Source organism: Pseudoduganella lutea (genome assembly GCF_004209755.1).
GTDB lineage: Bacteria > Pseudomonadota > Gammaproteobacteria > Burkholderiales > Burkholderiaceae_D > Rugamonas > Rugamonas lutea.
The window spans coordinates 6614133-6632116 of sequence record NZ_CP035913.1 but is presented as its reverse complement, the minus strand read 5'-3'; the positions used below and the strand labels follow the sequence as shown (position 1 = coordinate 6632116).

The window sequence follows — 17984 nt, the reverse complement described above, 5'->3', positions numbered from 1 at the left end:
CATAGACGCTGGATCCGCGCAAGTTTTCAGTCAACCTTTCCACAGAAAATGTGGACAACCCGTCCCTGTTTGCACTGCTGTGAAAGATTGGTGTTGAATCAACACCACATGTGCGAGTACGTCCTGCGGTTCCGCCCTCTTCTCTATCCACCAGCTAGAGAGTGTTGCGCATCTAAAGCCATTTCCCAAGCACGGCATTCGCTATGGGCGACTCCTAACTTGGGGCTAAGCTCACTGAAATCTGACAGAACAACGAAATACACTTCTCCCATACCATCGACGTATCGTCGAGATCTGCAGCCGGGAAAACGCACCGCCACTGCTTCCCAGATTGAGTGTAGATGATCTGCGCAATCGTCATGCTCGCCACATGATGCGGTCAGGTCGAGCCGTGGAAGTTCCTGCATAGCCGCAGACAGCTGCCAGGATTTTTGTGTGGACTGCATTTCCAGCAGTTGTGCCATGGCCTCCATCGCCAGCGCGATCTTGTTGTCGTCTTTTTTCAAGAAAGGCATTCTCGCCTCCAATATGTCCGTGTCGTGCGCCGTAATGCTCTGCGAGTTATCCTATACGATAACGGTTGTGTCAAGCGGTAAGGCCCCCAGGCGACATCGATTTGACGTAACGTCCCGATATGCGAAGTCTTGCTGGCGATCTAGATCTCCCTGTCCTTCCTTGCTTGAGCTGCCTCCTGCAGTACCAGGCACTCATGAACCAGCTCTGCTCGAAGCTCATCTCACCGGAGAGAAACACGTTGATCTATCACAACGACCGGTCCAATCTGCCCAATATGTGTCCATTAAGTACAACGAGCGTCCCGCGCACGCCGGAATCGAGCCCTCTGTCGGCAGCAAAGGCCACAGCTACGACAAAGCCTTGGCCGAGACTTTAATGGGTCTACAAAGCTGAATTGATTCACCACCGCGCTCCTTGGAAAACACATTAGGGCCTGTTGTTGGTCACGATCACAGGCTGATAGTCACTCGTTAAATGGCGCCGGCTCGTCCTCGAGCAGATCAATCGTGACTTGCTCAGCTGCCTTTCTCGCGTATCGCCGGACGGTATGCGCGGATAACCCTAAGAAGCGCGCGACTTCATTGGGCGTTGTGATAGCCAGCAGCTTGACCGCAGCTTTTGCTCGGTGAAATTTTCTAATACTGCGTTTTGTCGTAGCGCGCTTGGCTGCAGCGATCAGGTTGTCACGACCACAGCGCTGACAAAAATGGCCTGCGAACAGGGACTGGGCTGTAGGCGACCAAGCATGACCGCATTTGCCGCACGTTACCGCATGCGGCGACCTCAAGCCCTTGTATTCGGCTTCGAGCAATGTTCCGCCAGCTGCTTCTACTATCTCGCGCAGCTGCTGCAATCTGGCCGGCTTACTGGATTCATAGCGCTTGGCCCGTTCGCGTTTCGACCCGGCGACGGATTTCTGGCGTGCACACTTGGGGCACCAGCAACCACGAAAAATTGACGCGGGCGTGCCAAGCCACTCGTGACCGAACGCGCACCGAATCAGATGGCCCCGATGGTAGCCCTTGTACACCTCTTCCAAAAGTGCGCCCTCAGCGGCTTCAATAGCGGTTCGGAAGACGCTCAGTTTCTCGGGCTCGCGCTTGATGAACTTCGGCGCGTCGCACGCTTTCCGTCGGAGACCAAAACCCTGACTAACTAAACACTGTGCCACGTGGTCGGCAGCGATTTGCTCGTTCCAGCGTTTTGGCAAAGTTGGCACTACGATCAACAAGACACCGGCCGCCTTACAGGCCGCCGACTTAGCAGCGTCCCGCGCCTGCACTGCTGATAAAGCACTTCCAATTGCATATCCGACAGTCTTATAGTGATGTTCCCCCTGATACTCGAAAGCCAGTTTCCATTCGGTGCAGTAACCGTCCAGTTCTAGCCGCTGGCCAGAGAGCTCGTAGAGCCAGGCAGGGCGTTTCCTTACTTGATCGAATCGAATACCTAAAAAGTATTCCAAATAGTGCTGAACAACTGCCTCTTCTCTAGGCGAGAAACATTGAGGGCAACCGACATTTCCATTGACGATCTTGCTTAAGGTATGCGTGACCACATGGCCGTTGGTGCACTTGACCGTGATCTCTGCATTAGCATTTCGGTAATCCGATAGCAGCGCGAACCCTCGTATACCTAATTCCATTTCTACTTGGTTGTCAGTTTTTTTTACGGACTTCGCGCAATGCCCGCACCAACGTTGAGTCCGCATTAGGTAGCCTGCATCAACGGTCCACACGGGGTGAGCAGGGTTACCGCAGGAAAGCGAAATCAGACCGGCAGAGTCTTTTGCTGCATAAACAAATTGATCCTGTGGCGTTAATAGCGCAGCGTCTAATGTTAGACCAGGAGTTGAAGTGACTCGATCATGAACATAGGCAACGATTCTAGCGTAAGCTGCAATCCGCCTAGCTAGCGTCGTGCAGGCAATACGATGATCAGTAATATCGGCAAGCCTGGCCGGATCATATCCCCTGTAAAATCCAGTGAACAGATCCTCCACCCGACCTTGACGCACAAGGGCCTTAACGTTCGCGTACGGCATTGCAAGATAATTCGCCAAGGCAGTGATGCCACTAAACGTACCGCGAGAGGTCTCAATTTTCCGCATCCGAATTTACACCTTGGAAGTGTCAGCTCAGCGATGAACCAACTCGAGCAACGTTCTCGTAGCGACTAATGGTCGGCTCAATGAGAACGGCAGCTACGGCGTTCCGCGCTTGCAAGCTGTTTGGCAACGCGCCTGCAGTTGCTTTTGTGCTTCATGTTCGACAGTGGGGCGATCCCGGCTGGCCAATGGTCTCTCGTAGTATAGTATTCCGATCTGCCGCTCTAAGGCACGAGAACTCCAGTTTTAAGCCGCAGCTTCGCTCATGATACCACTCGCCAAAATTCGAGCTCCTTCCGTCTTACGAGAAGAAATCAAGATTACTCAAGTAGATGCTGCTGTGCTCAGTTAGTAGAGCTGGGCATCAGTACCTGCACCATTCCTACTAAAAAACACAGAAAGTTTGCCTTCTGATGTTTCAGCCCCACGGGCAAATTGATACACTGCTTTTGACATACTTTCCTTTGGGCCGGCGCCGGCCGGGTGCGGGCGCCTCTAGGGCGCATTTTCCGTTCTTGTACGCGATGGTTTAGTTGGCACTAATACCGGATAGCGGGTTGATCCAGCTTTCCTGTCCAAGCAGCGCCTCTACGTCACTGGGGGCCACTTAACTATCTGACCAAACGTCTGAACTTGATGGCTCATTTTGATTGCTATGCGGTCTATTGCGGCATGGTTCGCTGTGATCAATCGATGAGTTGCAAAAACTAATTTTCGGTAGTAATCGGTATGGTTTGGCTGAGCATCCAAATTTCCGACTTCGACGTTCTGCAAAAGTTGTAAAAACTCCTCGCACTTTTGACGATCTGAGTTTGCAGGTCCAGCTTCAAAGGCTGCGTGAAATTCTGCCATTAAATCTTGTGACGTGTCTGGCTCAGCCATCGTTCCGGCCATAAGTACGATTACCCTTTTCTCGACATAGCTTCGGATCTGACTGACGTCGGAAAGGGCCATGTCAAGGCCAACGCTAGTTGAGGCTTCATGATCGCCATTCGCAGCAGACACCGCCAAAACCATTTTGCCGCTGTGAAAACCCAAGAGTCTGGCAGCTACGGCGTGACCCAGTTCATGCCGTGCAATCTGATCAACGTACCAGCGTATAGCTTCAAGGGGTTCCAGCTCCATAGTCGTCGAGCACCATGCAAGCATGTCCTATCGATCTTCTGGGCCTAGGTTCGCAAACAGCTTTAGCAATTCTCGGCCGCAGATAACTGGTTTGTCTCCCGTACCCATAACACAACGGAAGGCATCTTTAAAACGCTTTGTGGCAACTAAGTTAACAAACTCAGATTGATCAATTTGTGGTATCTGCATGTTTTCCTTGTTGAGACTTTCGCGCGCGAAAGTCAGACTTTTCCTTAGCGGGGCACTATTCGGTACTAAGTTGTTTCTGCGGGTCGATTAGATCGACTGATTTGCAGGTAGCCACTGCATGCAGAAGCGGTCCTTCGATACCTGCATAACAGCTTTAAATCCACGCCCCCGAAAATACGCTTCTCGGTCGGATCCTTCACATTTGAGCGTAACCGGGAGCCCTGCTGCCATGTGCTTCACACTATCGATTAGTTGCGTCCCTATCCCTTGCCCTTCTGCCGACCTTCGCACGTACAAGAACATCAGCTCGACTTCGGTTGGTCTTCCTGTGAACGCAATCGCGAATCCGTTTGGGTTGCGGAAGAACTGGAAGGAGTCGCTCTCTAAGTCGAAAAGCATGTTCTCCGGGAATCCTGGTGTTCTTTCGCTGTCGAAACGATCAAAATTTTCCGAGATAAAAGTCACCAGTTCCTCTTTAGATACCTGATCAAACTCAATCATTTTCATCGCCTCTTCGACTTACTCGCCACGTCACTTTGCCTTTGCTGACTTTCGCGCGCGAAAGCTGGGTTTTCCGTTTTGTAGGTACTAACAAGGCCGCAACTCTCGACCCCACTGAGGCAGTAGCTGATCGACATCGGTAGTCTCGCCGTTCCACCACGAGAATTGCCATCCAGTCTTTGCCTTATGATCAAGTTCGATCCATACCAATTGCATCCCTGCTTGCAGCGCGTCCCACTCGTCGACGCCAAATGCGACACGATCGTCCTCAAGTATGCCGGGTAAGCTCAGCTTACATTCCCACCATTTGCCGTCTTTCTGCACGGGCTGCTGTACGCCCACTCTTGTAAAGAACGCCGGGCCTTCCGGCGCCTGCACTTGGCAATCTCTACTTACGATCGGCGTACCCATTGTTTTTCCGTCTTGTTCACTTTCGGATTAGGCGCAGTCTGAATACGGGTCGAGACCGTGCGCCAAGCAGTCAGTCCCATTGTCAAATCCACGGTTCCACCAATCATGATCGGGAGTCCCTTCGGGATGCGGGCACTTGGGGGTGTCTATCGCACCCGCATATTTGCCCTGCCTAAATGCTGCATCAATCCCATCGCTGAGTGAATTGTAGGCAGCAAAGGCTTTGGTATTCTGGTCGAGCATCATTTGCGAGTACATGTTTTCCGTTCCGCTAAATTGGATCGATGTACACGTTGCCACCTCGCACGGAAACTGTACCCCATGTGTATCGGTCGACAGTCGCTCTCGTGTGTCGGTTTACATTGGCCCAGCAGTAGAGCGCCCTTATCGACTGCCCTTCGCTAGGAAGGGACCTTGCACTGATCTGAACAGCTTTGGGGTTCTCATCTGTTCCCGTAATACGAGCGGTACAGGAAACAGTAGATGTCAAAGGGTTTTCTGTTTTTTCAGTCATGGCTGGTTTCCGAGCTGAATTCTGGGAATGCTGTGGTTGCTGTCGGTGCTGCACATCTGCCTGGACCCGATGGGCTTGTTAGCCTGCTGACCCAGGCGGGTTACCGCATACGCCCCACGAGGATACCAGGCCGATCTACCCCTTGACACTTCACACCCTATGTCCCGAGTTTCGCGCGCGAAAGTGCGAAGCAGGGTGTCGACGATGTCATCGGTCGCTGCAGTCTATGGCTCGATTCGCAGGCTGTGCCGAGAAAGACTGCTACCTTTTCCTCGCGCCGGCGCTGGCCAGCCTCGGGCGGCACCGGGGCGCGAGTGGTTCAGTTTCACGGACGCTAGATCAGCACCGCAGTTTTCTTCCCTAGCTCGCCGCATGTGCAGTGACTCGCAGTTTGTCATTGATAGCGTTCGCTGCATGCATTGGCCAGTTTTGATGTGCTGCTCCCATGGCAAAGCCAACCAGCAGAAAAGTAACCAAAAGTCCAGCCGCCCCAAGCGACACGCTTGGCTCGAAGAGCATGATCGTTATGAAAAGCAAAGTCGCTATAGCTAAAAACAGCCACATCATCACGGTATTGAATCGTGCCTCTACTCGGTCGCCCAATTTGAATTGCCGAATGAAGACAGTTCCATCGATGGCGATATCCATGTACTTCCTTGCCCTTCTCATTGTGACCCACGACACTCCGGTTCGGTCATGCAATTCAACGAGCCCTTTGCGCCATGCCCTTTCAGCATATATACCGGTGGCTTTCTCGAAAATCAGCGCATCGCGGATGTCCTCCACGACATTTTTACAAAATTCCTCATCTCTGCTCGTGGTCGAATAATCATTCAACCATTTCAGGCGCGATTCTTTTCTACTAAGGAGCGACCGAAGAAGTGGTAATTGCGGCACCTTTATAAGAAGATAAATAAAGAGGAAAATTGCTAGCACCGTGCTGCCGATAGTAGTGCTGAGCAATTCCTTGAGGATTTCCACTATCGCGGGCAGGCTATCTATCTTTAACGCGTCCAATTACATTTCCCCTCTCTTTCGAGGATTGAGCACAGGGTCTTCCTTGGCCTCAGGCGTTGATCCAGTTTTCGATTCGGAAGGCTGGCGGTTCTTCAAAGATGACAATAGCACCGTGCTCAATTGACGGTCCGATCGATGTGTCAATACGATGTTCGTGACGTCCTGGTCACTCCGGTTTTCCACAACAACGCGCACCATCGGCGTGAACCAGCCGCGAGGGCCCGCTATGACTGCGCCCGCGACGAAACCGATTCCGGCGAACAGAGTTGCACCAATTGTGGCGCCGATTAGGATCGAAACAGCCTTCATATTTTCCTATGTCTCGCTGCGAGAGAAGTAGTGGCCCGTAATCGCACCGATTACAGTTCCTGCAAACGCCAATATTTCAGATAAATGCTTGTTCGTGTATGCGGCTAGTCCAATAGCAATCAACAAGAGGATCACCATCGAGTAAGCCAAGATTGGCGCCATGCGTTTGTTGATCCGCTCAGTCCTTGGTTCGGCTTTACCCATGCCGCCACAAACACCACATGCCAATCCGTAGTGTTCACCTTTCAGGGTATGTTCCCCGACACATACTGCACACGACAACCCATTGTGGCCTGTGGAGCAGGCTCCAGTTTCCTTACAGTGGGCGCATGGGTAAAGGGTGGCTGTGATGGCTGACATATTTTCCTCGAGCCTAATTTATCGGCCTACGGCTTGGTTTTGCGCCGAACTATTACGTCGCGAAGCAAACCTTTCAGGCCGTCCATGGAGGCTGTGAATCGCTCCTCACCGCCTTCAACATGGAATGCGTCAGGATCAACGAGCTTGGCATTCGCCTCGAACTGTTTCCACAGTTCGTCAAACTGCTCAGGCGTCATGATGAGGCCCGTTCGAGATCTGATTTTCATTCCCACGTCTCCGGCCCGTTTCCTTGTTCAATCCATCGCGCGGTTGTACCAGCCGATAATGCCAGCCGAGGCCATAAACTGCTTGAATTCCAGGATCTGCTTTTCGTCCTCCGAAATCGCTTCAAGGGTGGCTTCGTCATTGTCGAGCCAACCGTTCCCGGCCAGCGAAAGGTCAAGTTGCCACTCCAGCCAAAAGATGACCGCTCGGGCCGTGAACTCTTCGGATTTGCCTTGATCCCTTGCGGCGCGATGGATCGCTGCGACCTGCTGTTGGAGTGTCAGTTTCATAGTTTTCCTCGGCCTTGCCCACATCAGACTGCAAAGGCGAGCATGAAGCCTGCCCATACCCCCATGGCCACGAATGGCACATTGCGGCCGAACCAGTTCAAGAACAATCCTTCCGCTTCAAAGGAAGTGCCATAGGTGTTTTTGACAACAACGCGGTCTGTGAAGAACAGCTTACGTACTACTGGATGCATGTTGTTACCTCTTTGACGGGCTGCCGGCCGGTTGCGGGCGTCATCATGACGCGGTTGGTTCAGTTTCGCGGCCGCGAAAACGGAGCCACGATTTTTCCGTCATCCTAGTTGCTGGGTTGCAGCACTGTCGATTGAATGGTCAGGGTACCGGGCGCGCACTTTGTTTTCCGCATCGGTCCTGCTGATTGCCTCGATAGTCACGCTAAGCGAAAGCAAATCAGTATGAAGCTGTTCACCGGTATCGTTCACCTGCACACCTTGGTTGAATCTCGAGTAGTCCTGTCTCCGGCCAGGTCGAATCGCGACGACTGAATAGGTTTTCTTAGCCATGATTTCGTTGCTCAGCCGTTGCCTGAACGAGAGGCCGGCATAACGCCTTTGGTCATCGCTCTTGCAGCAGCCTCGTTGAGCCAGTCCACGACGATGGCGACCTGTTCAGGAGCGACAAGAACAACGGACGGCTCTTCTATCCCAGCTGGTTGTGTGATCGCAATCGTTCCATCATCGCGAAGCTCAATCGACAGCTCGTACATTTGTTTATGCATAGATTCTTTCGATACGGTTTATACCGTTTTGCTTGCCCCGGCGCTGACTAGTTACGGCGCCACTTTAGCGCAGATCAATTAAGTTTCGCGGCCGCGAATTAGCGCACTTTTCCTCTGTTCAGCTATACGGAAAGTCCGCATCGTTATCGGACATGTATTGTGCCTGCTCTGGCGTTAAAATGATGTGCTTTGGCAGAGCCGCTACGCGTTGCGCGAACCGCAGCAATCGGCCGCGACCTTCTTCATCTATGGCCTCCCAGAGAAGTTCCAATTCCAACAAATCTTCGTCATCAACTGCATTGGTTTCCATTTTTTTCCGTTCTAATTCGCTGTATATCGGTTGGGGTTCTTATCCGTGGAGTGCCTTTTAAATTCAAAGGGTATCGCTGACTCTCCAGCCGAGTGATGTAGAACCAGCTCCCAGCCTCCTAACGACCACTCCCAATAGCCATCAGGTCCCCTGGGCACGATGACGCGCTCGGCCACAACAACAAACTTGGCGTCCTTGTCCTCTAGTTTTAGGGTCGAAAATTCATAGCCCCCTTCGCTTCTGCGGCCCAATTCAGCGCCGAAATCTTGGAAGGGTACGTCTAACAAACTGCGACCTGGGTGATCCATGACCAATCCAATCGGACGTGAGTGCTTTAGCTCAGGAGTAATATAGGTTTTGGATCGAATCTCCGCAGATCGGAGCGTAACCGTTCCTCCCTTGCCCCGCAGTTGTATCGGCACCTCGATATCATATGATCCATCAACCTCAGTACGGATACGTGCATCACCAACGAACACTTCGAGCCGAGCCTTCCGCCAGTAGTCTTTGTACATCGAATGAGCGAGATTAACGAGGCCCAAGCCCAAGCCCCCGTAAGCTGCGATTGTCTTTGCCAGTTCCGCGTCCATTGTTCTCCGATTAAGTGTTCTGCCACGCCTCGGCCTCGGCCAACGCATCCTCATTCGCATGCGTGATGCCTAACCCCCTGGCCGCGCGCCACGTGTCATCCATGTCTTCCCACATCCAGCGGCCGACTTCTCCCCCATCCGCACCCTCGATCAGTTGCGCAAAAGAGGATGCAGATTCGGCCAACCACTGTTCGTTGATTTTCATGGCGATCTCCTCGGTGATTACGGACGTTTGCGGCCTGCGGCGGCATCGGCCTTAACCGCATCCATGAAGAGTGTGTGGAAGGCGTTGCGGGCAACTTCAAGACGCTGCGGCGCTGCCGATGCCTGCGCGAGCTGGCAGTGGCCAATTGCGTAGGCCGCATCGTTGAAATCGTTGAACGCTGCCAGGAGATCGTCGCTCATCATCATGTCCTTTTCCTTAGTGTCGGCAGCTGCGACGGACAGGCAAGGCGCTGCCTAATGACTGCCCTTCTCGCACAGAATTGCCGTAGCGTCAGCTCTGACACGCGGCCGGCGTTGGGGCGCACAGACACCGCTACTACCGCTTTCGGCTCGTAAATTCACTTGAGACTCGTGATGCAACTTGACGCTTTGTCTCTCGCAAGGAATCGACTTCTTCCCGCGACAATACTCGGACGGTACCCATGGGCACTGTGCGCTCCCCCGAACCACATATTGTCCGGACACCTCACGACTACTCCGCATTAGATTCTTCGATGCGATTGCGGATTCTTTCGCTTGTTGGAGTGTTGATGAGGTAACGGCTTTCGGAGGCCGTAAGACACTCAAATCCGAAGCCGAAACGCTCTTTCCACCAATTTTCGATTTGACCATGTTTGTTCCTTAGTTCGAGAAGCTGCTCTGAGGTTTGATGCAAAAGCGCTGAGTGATCTTTGCCAGTCAACGTTGTTGCACAAAGCACGCGCCCGCCTTGTTGATGAATGTGGCCACGGAGGTTGGCTATCGTGCCTCCTTGCCCGATAAAATCGTCGACGATCACGTACACCTCCGGCTTAACTGAGCCTTCGAAGAAAGCCTGCTTCGCCAACCGCGAGAATCCGCTCGCTCCAGTATGATTGACGACGTTTGCCTGGACAACGTCGCGTTCAACAGCCCATCCCAACATATGGCCCAGAAGGTCTGCCATGACCTCAGGAATAGCGTTCACACCTACACGCTCTTCTGCATGCACGCTGATCAGGACAGGTTCCCATGGGCTTCCGATGTCGATTAGCGTTTCTATCGCATCGTCGCTGATCGTACTCATGACCAGTTGCATAGCTGCCTCTACGTCGCCTGACTTTGCTGCTGCATACGCTGGATGCTGTTTAACGGAGGTCTCCGATGCATTGATTACAACGTCAGGGAATTCTGCTGGCCAGCCAGCGCGTAAGGCGCGAGGGAAAAATTCTTTCTGCACAGTTTCTGCCCATTTCACTATCTAATGTTGATACGTATGTGCATGTTCCTCTACCTTAGCCCGCGATATGCACCACCCATGAACATCATAATGGTACACAATGTGTACCATGTCAAGCGCTCTTTTTGATTTTCTTTTGCTCCTGTGCTAGTGCCTTTTCGACAGCTTCGCGAACAAATTTATCCATACCACGCCGCCCCTTAGAATCGTCGGGAAGTAAATAGCTTTTGATGGTGCGGGGAGCAATGCCCGTACGCTCTGAGACGCCATTCCATGTGGAACCCATTGCGTCCTTTAATGTATGCAATAGCTCCTGTTGCGAGAGGTCTTTCATAATTTCATATAGTTATACACAGTGTGTACCATCATAAAACATCAGCGAAGGCTTGTCGAAGCCTTTCTTTTGAGACCTCAAGATACGGATCGACGCACTCAAGCTCGGCATGTCCCAGCATCAGCTGGAGCGTCTCGATACCATGCCCCTGTTCCAGCAGCCGAGACGCCATCGTGCGGCGCCCGGAATGACTGCTGCCGCCTTTGATGTCAGCGTCCCGATATAGCTTGCTAACGTGCGATTGCAGCGCGTCGCAGGCTGCGTAATCAACCTGCTCACCCGCGTAACTGACACGTCGTTTGACGTTCATCGAAAATCCGTACCCCTTAAACGTAAGGACCAGCTTGCTATCCGAACGCAGACCGCGATATTTCTTGGAATCGTCGCTCATCCGCCAGCGCTTTTCTAGCCGCAGAGTCAGGTAGTCATTGAGCGCCTCGATCAGCTCCCGGTTTGTCGGGTAGATGCAGCGCTGCCTGCATCCTTTCGTCACGGCCGCCCGCAAACTAACCTCTTGGCGAATCGCGCCTGACGGGAATAGGAAGTCGCCAACCTCGACCTGGGCGATCTCGGATATTCGCATGCCCGTATGGATAGCGAGCAGAAGGACAAGTGCGTCACGCTCAGGCGTGCGACTGGTGGCGCGTGTGACGCGCAGAAGATGCCGGTACTGGCCCGGCTTTAGAACGGTGGCTTGTGCCATGCGACCTCTGAACAAGATAGGAATTGGTGTTATTCAGAGTGAGAACCGTCGAGGCTCTTTTTCGAGTGTACCACCGCATGTTTCCTGTGGTCCTCGGAAAAGCCGCTGGCGCAACGCTCAAAGTTCTAATAGCTCGACGGTTTAACGTCCTCGGGGTCAAGCTTCGATTGCTGGCTACCTGCTAGTTGTCCCCTGTTTCTGTGTACAAGCATGTGAATTGTTTGCAGGCGATGGACGCAAGTACCTGTTTTAAAAAGCGCTTTACGGAATGCCCGTGTAACAGGCATCTGTGGGGAACTGTTGAACTATGCGTTTGCGCACTAGCTGAATCGACCTGGCTTTCGTAGAGGGCAATTAATGTTAGCCAGACCGGGGGTTGACTGCCTGATGGGTTGCCTACTTGTTGTCCTGCGCGTAAAAGCGAGCCGCTTCCTCGGCAATGTGCTTCGCCCTACTTTTGCTGTAAAGCTTAGTGGTCGACGAGTCTGCATGCCCCATTACGTCCTGCACAACTGCCTGAGACATACCCTGCTCGACGGCGACGGTCCCGAACGTGTGCCGGAACGCATGCGGACTGGCGGCAGCCATCGTTTCAATCTGCTCGACCGTCATCTCGTCTGGCATCTCTGCGCTCAGAGCCAAGAGCTCCTCTTTTACGCGGCTTAATGCTGTCTTGACGAGCGCATAGACTGCATTGACGGAGTATCCCTGCACAGCAGTATCCTCACGATGCTGGTGACGCGCGAGCGCCGCTCCGGTCGGTGGTACAGTCAGCGGCACCAACAGCGGCCGTTCCTGTTCTGCCGGGTCATACAGATCCAGTCCGTGATCCGCCCAGTGCTTGCGCAACGCGACAATTGTCCGAGGACTGACCGGTACCAGCCGCTGCTTGTTCCGCTTACCCAAGGTCGTCATCATCCATACGCCATGAACGTGTTCGCTTGGACGGAGGTCAGCGCGTAGCACGCGCACAACCTCACTACGCCGAAGGCCTGAATCGCCCATCAGGAGAAGCGCCGCCAGAGCGATACGGTCCTGCCGGTTGTCCTGCACCTCACCGCGGCGCCGCAGTGTTTCTACCAGCGTCTCCCAGCTCTCTGGCGGCAGTGCCCGCTCAACTTTAATCGGGTTGATCAGCTGTATGACCTGCGGATCCCGCACAGCCTCCCATGGGTTGCCGGCCAGGTAGCGGACCTTCACCAGGTAGTTAAAGGCCGCACGCAGCACCTGCACTGCGTAGCGCTGCGACGAGGCCGTCATTGGCTTCTCGGCAAAGGGCCGCCACAGTGCACTGCCCCGCTGCGCGGTCCGTCCACAGAACGCCCTATTCGGCGCCTGTATAAATCGTTTATACGATTCACAGTCGTCAACCAGCAGCGACGACACAGGCTTTTTCGCCACGTGCACGCTCCATAGCACGAGCCGCTCCAGCTCCTTGCGGTAGGCGCGCAGCGTATGCGGCTGATGCTCAAACCGCGCCAGGTAACAGTCGATGGCCGCGAGATCGTCCATCGCCGTGATGAAGCAGAACGTGGACGACCGGTTCACACCAAACTGACCATCCAGGTTCACCGGCAGACAAAACGTCCCCAAAGGCTTGAGCGTGCTGGTGCGCTCAGGATCGAGCAGCTCATATGCCGGCATCTGCGCGACACGCCGCGGCGCCGGGTTGATGTCACCCAGCGTCTTATGCTGCCGCAACCAGGTCATCAGAATCACTGCGCGCTTCGCACCGAGGCGTGGAATACCTCGCCACCACGCTTCGCCACGCTCGTTAACGAAGTCAGCGAAGGCGCCCAGCGTGTCGATGCCGTCGCCACGTAGCGATCGCACGGTACGCGGTCTAAGCCATTTACCGATCGCGTCTTCACGGCTTGGTACCGGCGCCTTCAGGTCCGCGGCCTGGATCAGGATATCAAGGGCCTTGGCGCTGATGTTGCCGGTCTTGCGGGCATGCGTCAGCGCCGTCGCGAAAGCGGGCTGGTTTTCAATCGCCCGCTCGACTAGGAGGTCACGCATGCGAATCAAAAACCGCTCCAGTCCTTCTTCCACCTGGGGGCTGTCCTCACCGTAGTACAGACTCGCAATGCGCTCAATCGGCAGCTTCAGGCAGTACGCACGCAGCGCTGTGTAGTCAGCGCGCGTAAACGTCTCATCTGGGAGCAGAACGTGGGTGTTTTGCGCCATGTCAGTCGTGCCCTCCGTCTCCTCCGGCCGCGGCGGCATTCACTGACACCGCAGTCACTGCATCAGACTGATTGACACGCGCGATCGCCCCCGTCTCCAGGACCAGCTGCAGGATCAGCCACCAGGCATACAAGGCCTGCGGCGACTCGCAGATTTCTTCATCGGCCCGGCCCTCGAGCACGACGTGCCGCAGACCCGCGCCACCGCCGTCACACAGGACGCCCTGGAACGCAAGCGTCAGGCCTTCGCCCAGAAGTTTATTAACGCGTGGATCCTCAATCGGCACCGACGCCATCGAGGATGTCTGCCGCATCTCCCCAGAGGCGGTACGCAACGCTTCGCGGATCATGTGGTCAAACTGCGGGACCAGTATGTACAAAGCCTGCACCAACTCGCCCCTGAGACCGGCGTGCAATGCCTGGCCCACCATTCGGGCGCGATCGGCTGGCACCATGGGCGAAGCAGCCGCAAGCGCGATCAGGGTGTCCGCACTGATGTCATGCTCTTGCTGAAGCTGCTCGAGCGCCGGTGCGATCGCACCGGCACCTAACAGGCCTGCATAGTCGCGACAAAGTTCACGCGACATCATCGCCAGCCGGGCGTCCGAGACGGATTCGGCGAACAGGTCATTATCCTCATCACCCTCCCCTTTACCTGCACCGGCTTGCAAGGATTTCGCTACCTGTAGCTGCGTCCTGACGTGCTCCCTTAGCACACTGGCATTGGGCGGACCATCGAGTCCGCACAGGGCACCGAGCGCATCCACTGGCTCACGATCCTTGACGTGATCGACAGCGTCCCGCGCCATGCAGGTGAGCTTCAGTAGCGACCTGCTAAGGGTTTCGTCGGCGAGTGTTGTCTCGAGGTCCTGCTCCTGCTGCAGGTGCAGCGCTTCGATCGCCAGGCCAATGCCCAGGATCTGCTGGTAGCGATCGGGCACGCGCCGGTAGGCTTCCATCGCTCTGGTCATCCAGTACTGCTGCGTCTGAGAATGTTCTGGCGGCACCTGCAGAGCTACTGTCTGGGCAGCCAGAGCGAGAAGCGCAACCTGTTGCGCAGCTTTCTCTTCTTCCGCAGGCGGGGGGTCTTGATCGGTCATGCGGATCCTCAATAGGAAAAACATCTATCCTACGCGCGTTCCACGCCGAAAACCATCAAAAACCCTTGAGTGATAATTGGAGTTATCATGCAAGGCAGTTGCTATCTCGCGTCCAACGATGAGGGCAGGCGCTCGATTGCTGAGCGTTTCCCAGCGGTAGGGTGCGGCGGCTGAGGAGTTCTGTACGGATAATTCTATGAGGCGATCGAAAATATCCTTTGAGATGACATCACGAAATGAGCGAGAAGGTAAGTATTGTGGTCGAACGTCGGTTCGCGAGCGTGCGTTACGCAAGCACATCAGGAGCATGCATTGCAACGGGCACCCTTTGAGTACCGCGAGCGCAAATCTCGAGAGCGTCTGTCGCGTGATACGGCGCGGGCACAATCCTGCCGCAACAGCAGGTAAGATCACCGGATCATATAATAGGGAGATCCTCCACCCATCCAAAAAATGAAATGTATGTACTTTGGATGACTAGCCCGCGCCACCACACGAAGTTCCACATGCTTAGCAGTGCCTCCCGCGCGGCCTCAGGCGCCGCAATGGCACAGGCCGGCGTTGCCGCGCTCGAAGGATTTCCCCTACAGACGAAATGCGGTAATCGAGTGCCGTCAAAGCATGAATCTATGGACGACCTCCCATCAGCGGCGGCAGCGGAAATATGCAGCGTGTGCAAGAGGTTGGTGATCAGCTGACCGCAGCCCAGGGTGCTGGCCACGGCCAGGTATGGCGCAACCCGCAGAACGAGGCTCGATCATTCTTGCGGCAATCCGGTCCAGCAGGGCTCATACTGGTCGCGATATCCTAATGACAAGCATGTGACGGGATATCTGTTTTGATGATAAACGGTATCGCTAGAATAAATTGGCTTTGCAATCTATTGAGTGAGAGGATGCATATGTCTCCTCTAGCTCCTCCAAAGAACTAGATTTAGCCGGCCCAGAGCCGGCTATTTTTTTGCCCGTGAAGTCCTCGCGTCAGACCTGAAAAAGCCACCCGCCTACGAAGCCCCAAACAACTGCGCTGCTACCGTGGTATGCGGCCTAGCAATTACTGCCCGCCTGCGTGCGACCGCTTGCCCCAAAGCTGCCGTTCGCACAAGTGGAAACTAGATCATTGCCCAGCATATCTACCCTGTTACGTTCACTGATCATCGGCCTCGCGGTCGGATTGTCGTCGCAGGCCCCATTCGCGCTGGCGGACGAGGCCAACCTATGGAAGCGGCACGACGCCGGCGGCCACGTAGTTGTCCTGCGCTATGCGACTACCACGCCGGGCGACCCCGGCCGGCTTCAGGCTGGACGATTGCAGGACCCAACGCAACCTGCCGCTCGCAGGCCCTGACACTTGCACTCAGGCATAAATGTTAATTTGCCATGATGAAATAATTTCATGCTTTGGATAAGAATTTTGCATGTAAAATTTCTCAAAGGAACTACTTGTTGGGATGAAGGTGGCAAAGGAAAGAAAAGACAAATTAACTTCGCAGCGGGTTGAAGTTGGGCTTGTGTTCCACGAGATGCTTGGTGAACAGGAGGCAAAAGAGTACATGCTTAAAGTAGGCGTTCCGACGACGGTAGTCAACCGTGTGCTAGGAAGCCGTAGCGTGCGTCGGGAAAGCCCGATAGATGAGATGGAAAAGCTGTGATGTACTGGGCTTTACACCGCCGCACCTCTACTAAGCGAATGCAGCCTATTGTCGAGGTAGTCTGTCAAGTTACGACAACTAATGCAGCTTCCAGCCTCATCGGCATTTACCAAAACAGCACTATCGCATCGCCGGGATTCTTCCGTTTGAGGACGTTGGTGGCGACAGCCTTTGCCTCAACTGCATGAGACTGTGCCCGACGGAGAGATAGCGCCAATTTCCTTTTGCCTTGTTAAGGGTGTAAGCTGGTCATCCTATGATCCAGCGTCACATCCTGTTAGTTGACGACGAACCTTACGTTGTTCGTGTGCTCCGCCTTTCACTCGAACGAGAGGGATACGACGTGGCCACCGCGATCGATGGCCACGATGCTTTGGCAAAGATGACAAAGCGCTGTCCTGATGTGCTCATTACGGACATTAACATGAACGGTATGGATGGCCGAACGCTGTGTCCGTTGGCTCGAAAAATGTATCCGGACAGTTCGTTCCTCATTCTGATCATGACTTCGTTGACCGCCTTAGACGAACGCTCCTGGGTGCGACAGGTGAGCAATGCTGAGTTTCTAGAGAAGCCTCTGTCGCCTCGACAATTGGTCGCCAAGCTAGCTCGCCACTTCACGTCAGCGTCGTAGCTTAGCACGTGAGCGTCATGGGCCATCTCCTACTCAACTGCCGGCGAACGAAGAATCACACTTGATCGGTTTCAACCACCGAGTGGGCACTAGATGTTGTCCATACCGGACGCTCGTACGCACATTCGATGCACCAGCACGTGTTAGCGGTGTTGCAGAGTAATTATTTTCTTAAGGAAATTTTAATAAATCATTGACAACTAATGTGGTGTGAGTTACCTTAGTTGCTCAACAACATCTAGTACTTGAGAGAATAAAATGAAACTGCAATCCATCGCCCTGGCAGCAATCCTCAGCACCGCATTTGGCGGCGCAATGGCCGAAAACTATACCTCCCCGACGATCGTTCTGGCAGCTGGGGACGCGAACTGGACCGCTGATTTTGGCACCAGCCATGCTATCGGCGACTTTACTGACACGTTCACGTTCAGCTACAGCGGCATGTCCGCCGATGCAACCGGTTTCGCTCGCAACGTGCAAAACAAGAAAAGCAATATCGACTTCTACTCCGCAACGTTGAACGGCGTTGAGCTTGACCTGACGAACGGCGCCAAGTATTCCGATATCGATTTCTCGGATCTGCCGGTCAACGGCACACTGACCCTGGTCATCACTGGCAAGGCATTTGGCGACGTTGCCAGCTACGCCGGGACGATCGACGTAACCTCGGCTGTTCCTGAGCCAACCACTTACGGGATGCTGCTGGGCGGCCTGGGCGTTATGGGCTTCCTGGCTCGTCGTCGCAAGGCTTGA

Annotated in this window: 25 protein-coding genes and 1 pseudogene; 5 read left to right on the top strand and 21 right to left on the bottom strand. The window is 54.3% G+C overall.

The window, feature by feature from the left end; genetic code table 11:
- Window positions 1-143 precede the first annotated feature (143 nt).
- Entirely contained in the window at window positions 144-515 is a 372-nt protein-coding gene (locus tag EWM63_RS28055) for a hypothetical protein (RefSeq protein ID WP_130189461.1), read from the bottom strand.
- A gap of 262 nt (window positions 516-777) precedes the next feature.
- On the opposite strand from EWM63_RS28055, the pseudogene EWM63_RS28050 reads away from it, so the two are divergent.
- Window positions 778-940, top strand: a pseudogene (locus EWM63_RS28050) (IS3 family transposase); the annotation flags it as partial.
- 39 nt (window positions 941-979) lie between these two features.
- Here EWM63_RS28050 and EWM63_RS28045 read toward each other — a convergent pair.
- The 4 genes from EWM63_RS28045 to EWM63_RS28030 form a co-directional block, all read right to left on the bottom strand.
- Window positions 980-2626 (bottom strand): hypothetical protein, encoded by a 1647-nt coding sequence (locus tag EWM63_RS28045; RefSeq protein WP_165390967.1) that lies wholly within the window; start codon window positions 2624-2626, stop codon window positions 980-982.
- A gap of 585 nt (window positions 2627-3211) precedes the next feature.
- A complete protein-coding gene (locus tag EWM63_RS28040; protein WP_130189459.1) occupies window positions 3212-3748 on the bottom strand; it encodes a hypothetical protein in 537 nt (178 codons plus the stop codon).
- Window positions 3749-4024: 276 nt separating this feature from the next.
- On the bottom strand, window positions 4025-4444 hold the full coding sequence (locus tag EWM63_RS28035) for a GNAT family N-acetyltransferase (protein ID WP_130189458.1): 420 nt from the start codon (window positions 4442-4444) through the stop codon (window positions 4025-4027).
- Between the two features lie 81 nt (window positions 4445-4525).
- A complete protein-coding gene (locus EWM63_RS28030) occupies window positions 4526-4849 on the bottom strand; it encodes a DUF6968 family protein (RefSeq protein WP_130189457.1) in 324 nt (107 codons plus the stop codon).
- A 483-nt stretch (window positions 4850-5332) separates the two neighbouring features.
- Between EWM63_RS28030 and EWM63_RS28025 the strand changes: the two genes are divergently transcribed.
- Complete coding sequence (locus tag EWM63_RS28025; protein ID WP_130189456.1) at window positions 5333-5509, top strand: TraB/GumN family protein; 177 nt, start codon at window positions 5333-5335, stop codon at window positions 5507-5509.
- 214 nt (window positions 5510-5723) lie between these two features.
- On the opposite strand, the gene EWM63_RS28020 is transcribed toward EWM63_RS28025, so the two are convergent.
- The 16 genes from EWM63_RS28020 to EWM63_RS27945 form a co-directional block, all read right to left on the bottom strand.
- Window positions 5724-6380 (bottom strand): hypothetical protein, encoded by a 657-nt coding sequence (locus tag EWM63_RS28020; RefSeq protein ID WP_130189455.1) that lies wholly within the window; start codon window positions 6378-6380, stop codon window positions 5724-5726.
- Entirely contained in the window at window positions 6381-6689 is a 309-nt protein-coding gene (locus EWM63_RS28015) for a hypothetical protein (RefSeq protein ID WP_130189454.1), read from the bottom strand.
- A 386-nt stretch (window positions 6690-7075) separates the two neighbouring features.
- Window positions 7076-7276, bottom strand: coding sequence for a hypothetical protein (locus tag EWM63_RS28005; protein ID WP_130189452.1), 201 nt, complete (start codon window positions 7274-7276; stop codon window positions 7076-7078).
- Window positions 7277-7303: 27 nt separating this feature from the next.
- Complete coding sequence (locus EWM63_RS28000) at window positions 7304-7564, bottom strand: hypothetical protein (protein ID WP_130189451.1); 261 nt, start codon at window positions 7562-7564, stop codon at window positions 7304-7306.
- A gap of 23 nt (window positions 7565-7587) precedes the next feature.
- Entirely contained in the window at window positions 7588-7755 is a 168-nt protein-coding gene (locus EWM63_RS31925) for a hypothetical protein (protein WP_165390966.1), read from the bottom strand.
- A 99-nt stretch (window positions 7756-7854) separates the two neighbouring features.
- Window positions 7855-8085: a hypothetical protein gene (locus EWM63_RS27995; RefSeq protein WP_130189450.1), complete on the bottom strand. Its 231-nt coding sequence runs from the start codon at window positions 8083-8085 to the stop codon at window positions 7855-7857.
- Between the two features lie 11 nt (window positions 8086-8096).
- Window positions 8097-8300 carry a hypothetical protein gene (locus tag EWM63_RS27990; RefSeq protein WP_207221172.1) on the bottom strand — a complete coding sequence of 68 codons (204 nt, stop codon included), beginning with the start codon at window positions 8298-8300 and terminating at the stop codon, window positions 8097-8099.
- A gap of 118 nt (window positions 8301-8418) precedes the next feature.
- Window positions 8419-8610, bottom strand: coding sequence for a hypothetical protein (locus EWM63_RS27985; protein ID WP_130189448.1), 192 nt, complete (start codon window positions 8608-8610; stop codon window positions 8419-8421).
- An 11-nt stretch (window positions 8611-8621) separates the two neighbouring features.
- Window positions 8622-9200: a hypothetical protein gene (locus tag EWM63_RS27980; protein ID WP_130189447.1), complete on the bottom strand. Its 579-nt coding sequence runs from the start codon at window positions 9198-9200 to the stop codon at window positions 8622-8624.
- Between the two features lie 10 nt (window positions 9201-9210).
- Window positions 9211-9405 (bottom strand): hypothetical protein, encoded by a 195-nt coding sequence (locus EWM63_RS27975; protein ID WP_130189446.1) that lies wholly within the window; start codon window positions 9403-9405, stop codon window positions 9211-9213.
- A gap of 17 nt (window positions 9406-9422) precedes the next feature.
- Window positions 9423-9611, bottom strand: a complete 189-nt coding sequence (locus tag EWM63_RS27970; RefSeq protein ID WP_130189445.1) for a hypothetical protein — start codon at window positions 9609-9611, stop codon at window positions 9423-9425.
- 286 nt (window positions 9612-9897) lie between these two features.
- Window positions 9898-10641 carry a hypothetical protein gene (locus EWM63_RS27965; protein ID WP_229487544.1) on the bottom strand — a complete coding sequence of 248 codons (744 nt, stop codon included), beginning with the start codon at window positions 10639-10641 and terminating at the stop codon, window positions 9898-9900.
- A 94-nt stretch (window positions 10642-10735) separates the two neighbouring features.
- Entirely contained in the window at window positions 10736-10957 is a 222-nt protein-coding gene (locus EWM63_RS27960; protein WP_130189444.1) for a hypothetical protein, read from the bottom strand.
- A 31-nt stretch (window positions 10958-10988) separates the two neighbouring features.
- A complete protein-coding gene (locus tag EWM63_RS27955; RefSeq protein WP_130189443.1) occupies window positions 10989-11660 on the bottom strand; it encodes a tyrosine-type recombinase/integrase in 672 nt (223 codons plus the stop codon).
- Window positions 11661-12056: 396 nt separating this feature from the next.
- Complete coding sequence (locus EWM63_RS27950; RefSeq protein WP_165390965.1) at window positions 12057-13847, bottom strand: site-specific integrase; 1791 nt, start codon at window positions 13845-13847, stop codon at window positions 12057-12059.
- Window position 13848: 1 nt separating this feature from the next.
- Window positions 13849-14946 (bottom strand): DUF4209 domain-containing protein, encoded by a 1098-nt coding sequence (locus tag EWM63_RS27945; protein ID WP_130189441.1) that lies wholly within the window; start codon window positions 14944-14946, stop codon window positions 13849-13851.
- 1450 nt (window positions 14947-16396) lie between these two features.
- Here EWM63_RS27945 and EWM63_RS27940 point away from each other — a divergent pair.
- The 3 genes from EWM63_RS27940 to EWM63_RS27930 all read left to right on the top strand — a co-directional run bounded on the left by EWM63_RS27940 (window position 16397) and on the right by EWM63_RS27930 (window position 17984).
- Window positions 16397-16597, top strand: a complete 201-nt coding sequence (locus EWM63_RS27940; protein ID WP_130189440.1) for a hypothetical protein — start codon at window positions 16397-16399, stop codon at window positions 16595-16597.
- Between the two features lie 256 nt (window positions 16598-16853).
- A complete protein-coding gene (locus tag EWM63_RS27935) occupies window positions 16854-17231 on the top strand; it encodes a response regulator (protein WP_130189439.1) in 378 nt (125 codons plus the stop codon).
- Window positions 17232-17489: 258 nt separating this feature from the next.
- Window positions 17490-17984 (top strand): FxDxF family PEP-CTERM protein, encoded by a 495-nt coding sequence (locus tag EWM63_RS27930; RefSeq protein WP_130189438.1) that lies wholly within the window; start codon window positions 17490-17492, stop codon window positions 17982-17984.

Excerpts from the sequence above, each read along its gene's own strand:
- EWM63_RS28055 (WP_130189461.1), bottom strand. The coding sequence starts at position 515 with ATGCCTTTCTTGAAAAAAGACGACAACAAGATCGCGCTGGCGATGGAG.
- EWM63_RS28045 (WP_165390967.1), bottom strand. The coding sequence starts at position 2,626 with ATGCGGAAAATTGAGACCTCTCGCGGTACGTTTAGTGGCATCACTGCC.
- EWM63_RS28040 (WP_130189459.1), bottom strand. The coding sequence starts at position 3,748 with ATGGAGCTGGAACCCCTTGAAGCTATACGCTGGTACGTTGATCAGATT.
- EWM63_RS28035 (WP_130189458.1), bottom strand. The coding sequence starts at position 4,444 with ATGAAAATGATTGAGTTTGATCAGGTATCTAAAGAGGAACTGGTGACT.
- EWM63_RS28030 (WP_130189457.1), bottom strand. The coding sequence starts at position 4,849 with ATGGGTACGCCGATCGTAAGTAGAGATTGCCAAGTGCAGGCGCCGGAA.
- EWM63_RS28025 (WP_130189456.1), top strand. The coding sequence starts at position 5,333 with ATGTCAAAGGGTTTTCTGTTTTTTCAGTCATGGCTGGTTTCCGAGCTG.
- EWM63_RS28015 (WP_130189454.1), bottom strand. The coding sequence starts at position 6,689 with ATGAAGGCTGTTTCGATCCTAATCGGCGCCACAATTGGTGCAACTCTG.
- EWM63_RS28005 (WP_130189452.1), bottom strand. The coding sequence starts at position 7,276 with ATGAAAATCAGATCTCGAACGGGCCTCATCATGACGCCTGAGCAGTTT.
- EWM63_RS28000 (WP_130189451.1), bottom strand. The coding sequence starts at position 7,564 with ATGAAACTGACACTCCAACAGCAGGTCGCAGCGATCCATCGCGCCGCA.
- EWM63_RS31925 (WP_165390966.1), bottom strand. The coding sequence starts at position 7,755 with ATGCATCCAGTAGTACGTAAGCTGTTCTTCACAGACCGCGTTGTTGTC.
- EWM63_RS27995 (WP_130189450.1), bottom strand. The coding sequence starts at position 8,085 with ATGGCTAAGAAAACCTATTCAGTCGTCGCGATTCGACCTGGCCGGAGA.
- EWM63_RS27990 (WP_207221172.1), bottom strand. The coding sequence starts at position 8,300 with ATGCATAAACAAATGTACGAGCTGTCGATTGAGCTTCGCGATGATGGA.
- EWM63_RS27985 (WP_130189448.1), bottom strand. The coding sequence starts at position 8,610 with ATGGAAACCAATGCAGTTGATGACGAAGATTTGTTGGAATTGGAACTT.
- EWM63_RS27980 (WP_130189447.1), bottom strand. The coding sequence starts at position 9,200 with ATGGACGCGGAACTGGCAAAGACAATCGCAGCTTACGGGGGCTTGGGC.
- EWM63_RS27975 (WP_130189446.1), bottom strand. The coding sequence starts at position 9,405 with ATGAAAATCAACGAACAGTGGTTGGCCGAATCTGCATCCTCTTTTGCG.
- EWM63_RS27970 (WP_130189445.1), bottom strand. The coding sequence starts at position 9,611 with ATGATGATGAGCGACGATCTCCTGGCAGCGTTCAACGATTTCAACGAT.
- EWM63_RS27960 (WP_130189444.1), bottom strand. The coding sequence starts at position 10,957 with ATGAAAGACCTCTCGCAACAGGAGCTATTGCATACATTAAAGGACGCA.
- EWM63_RS27955 (WP_130189443.1), bottom strand. The coding sequence starts at position 11,660 with ATGGCACAAGCCACCGTTCTAAAGCCGGGCCAGTACCGGCATCTTCTG.
- EWM63_RS27950 (WP_165390965.1), bottom strand. The coding sequence starts at position 13,847 with ATGGCGCAAAACACCCACGTTCTGCTCCCAGATGAGACGTTTACGCGC.
- EWM63_RS27945 (WP_130189441.1), bottom strand. The coding sequence starts at position 14,946 with ATGACCGATCAAGACCCCCCGCCTGCGGAAGAAGAGAAAGCTGCGCAA.
- EWM63_RS27940 (WP_130189440.1), top strand. The coding sequence starts at position 16,397 with ATGAAGGTGGCAAAGGAAAGAAAAGACAAATTAACTTCGCAGCGGGTT.
- EWM63_RS27935 (WP_130189439.1), top strand. The coding sequence starts at position 16,854 with ATGATCCAGCGTCACATCCTGTTAGTTGACGACGAACCTTACGTTGTT.
- EWM63_RS27930 (WP_130189438.1), top strand. The coding sequence starts at position 17,490 with ATGAAACTGCAATCCATCGCCCTGGCAGCAATCCTCAGCACCGCATTT.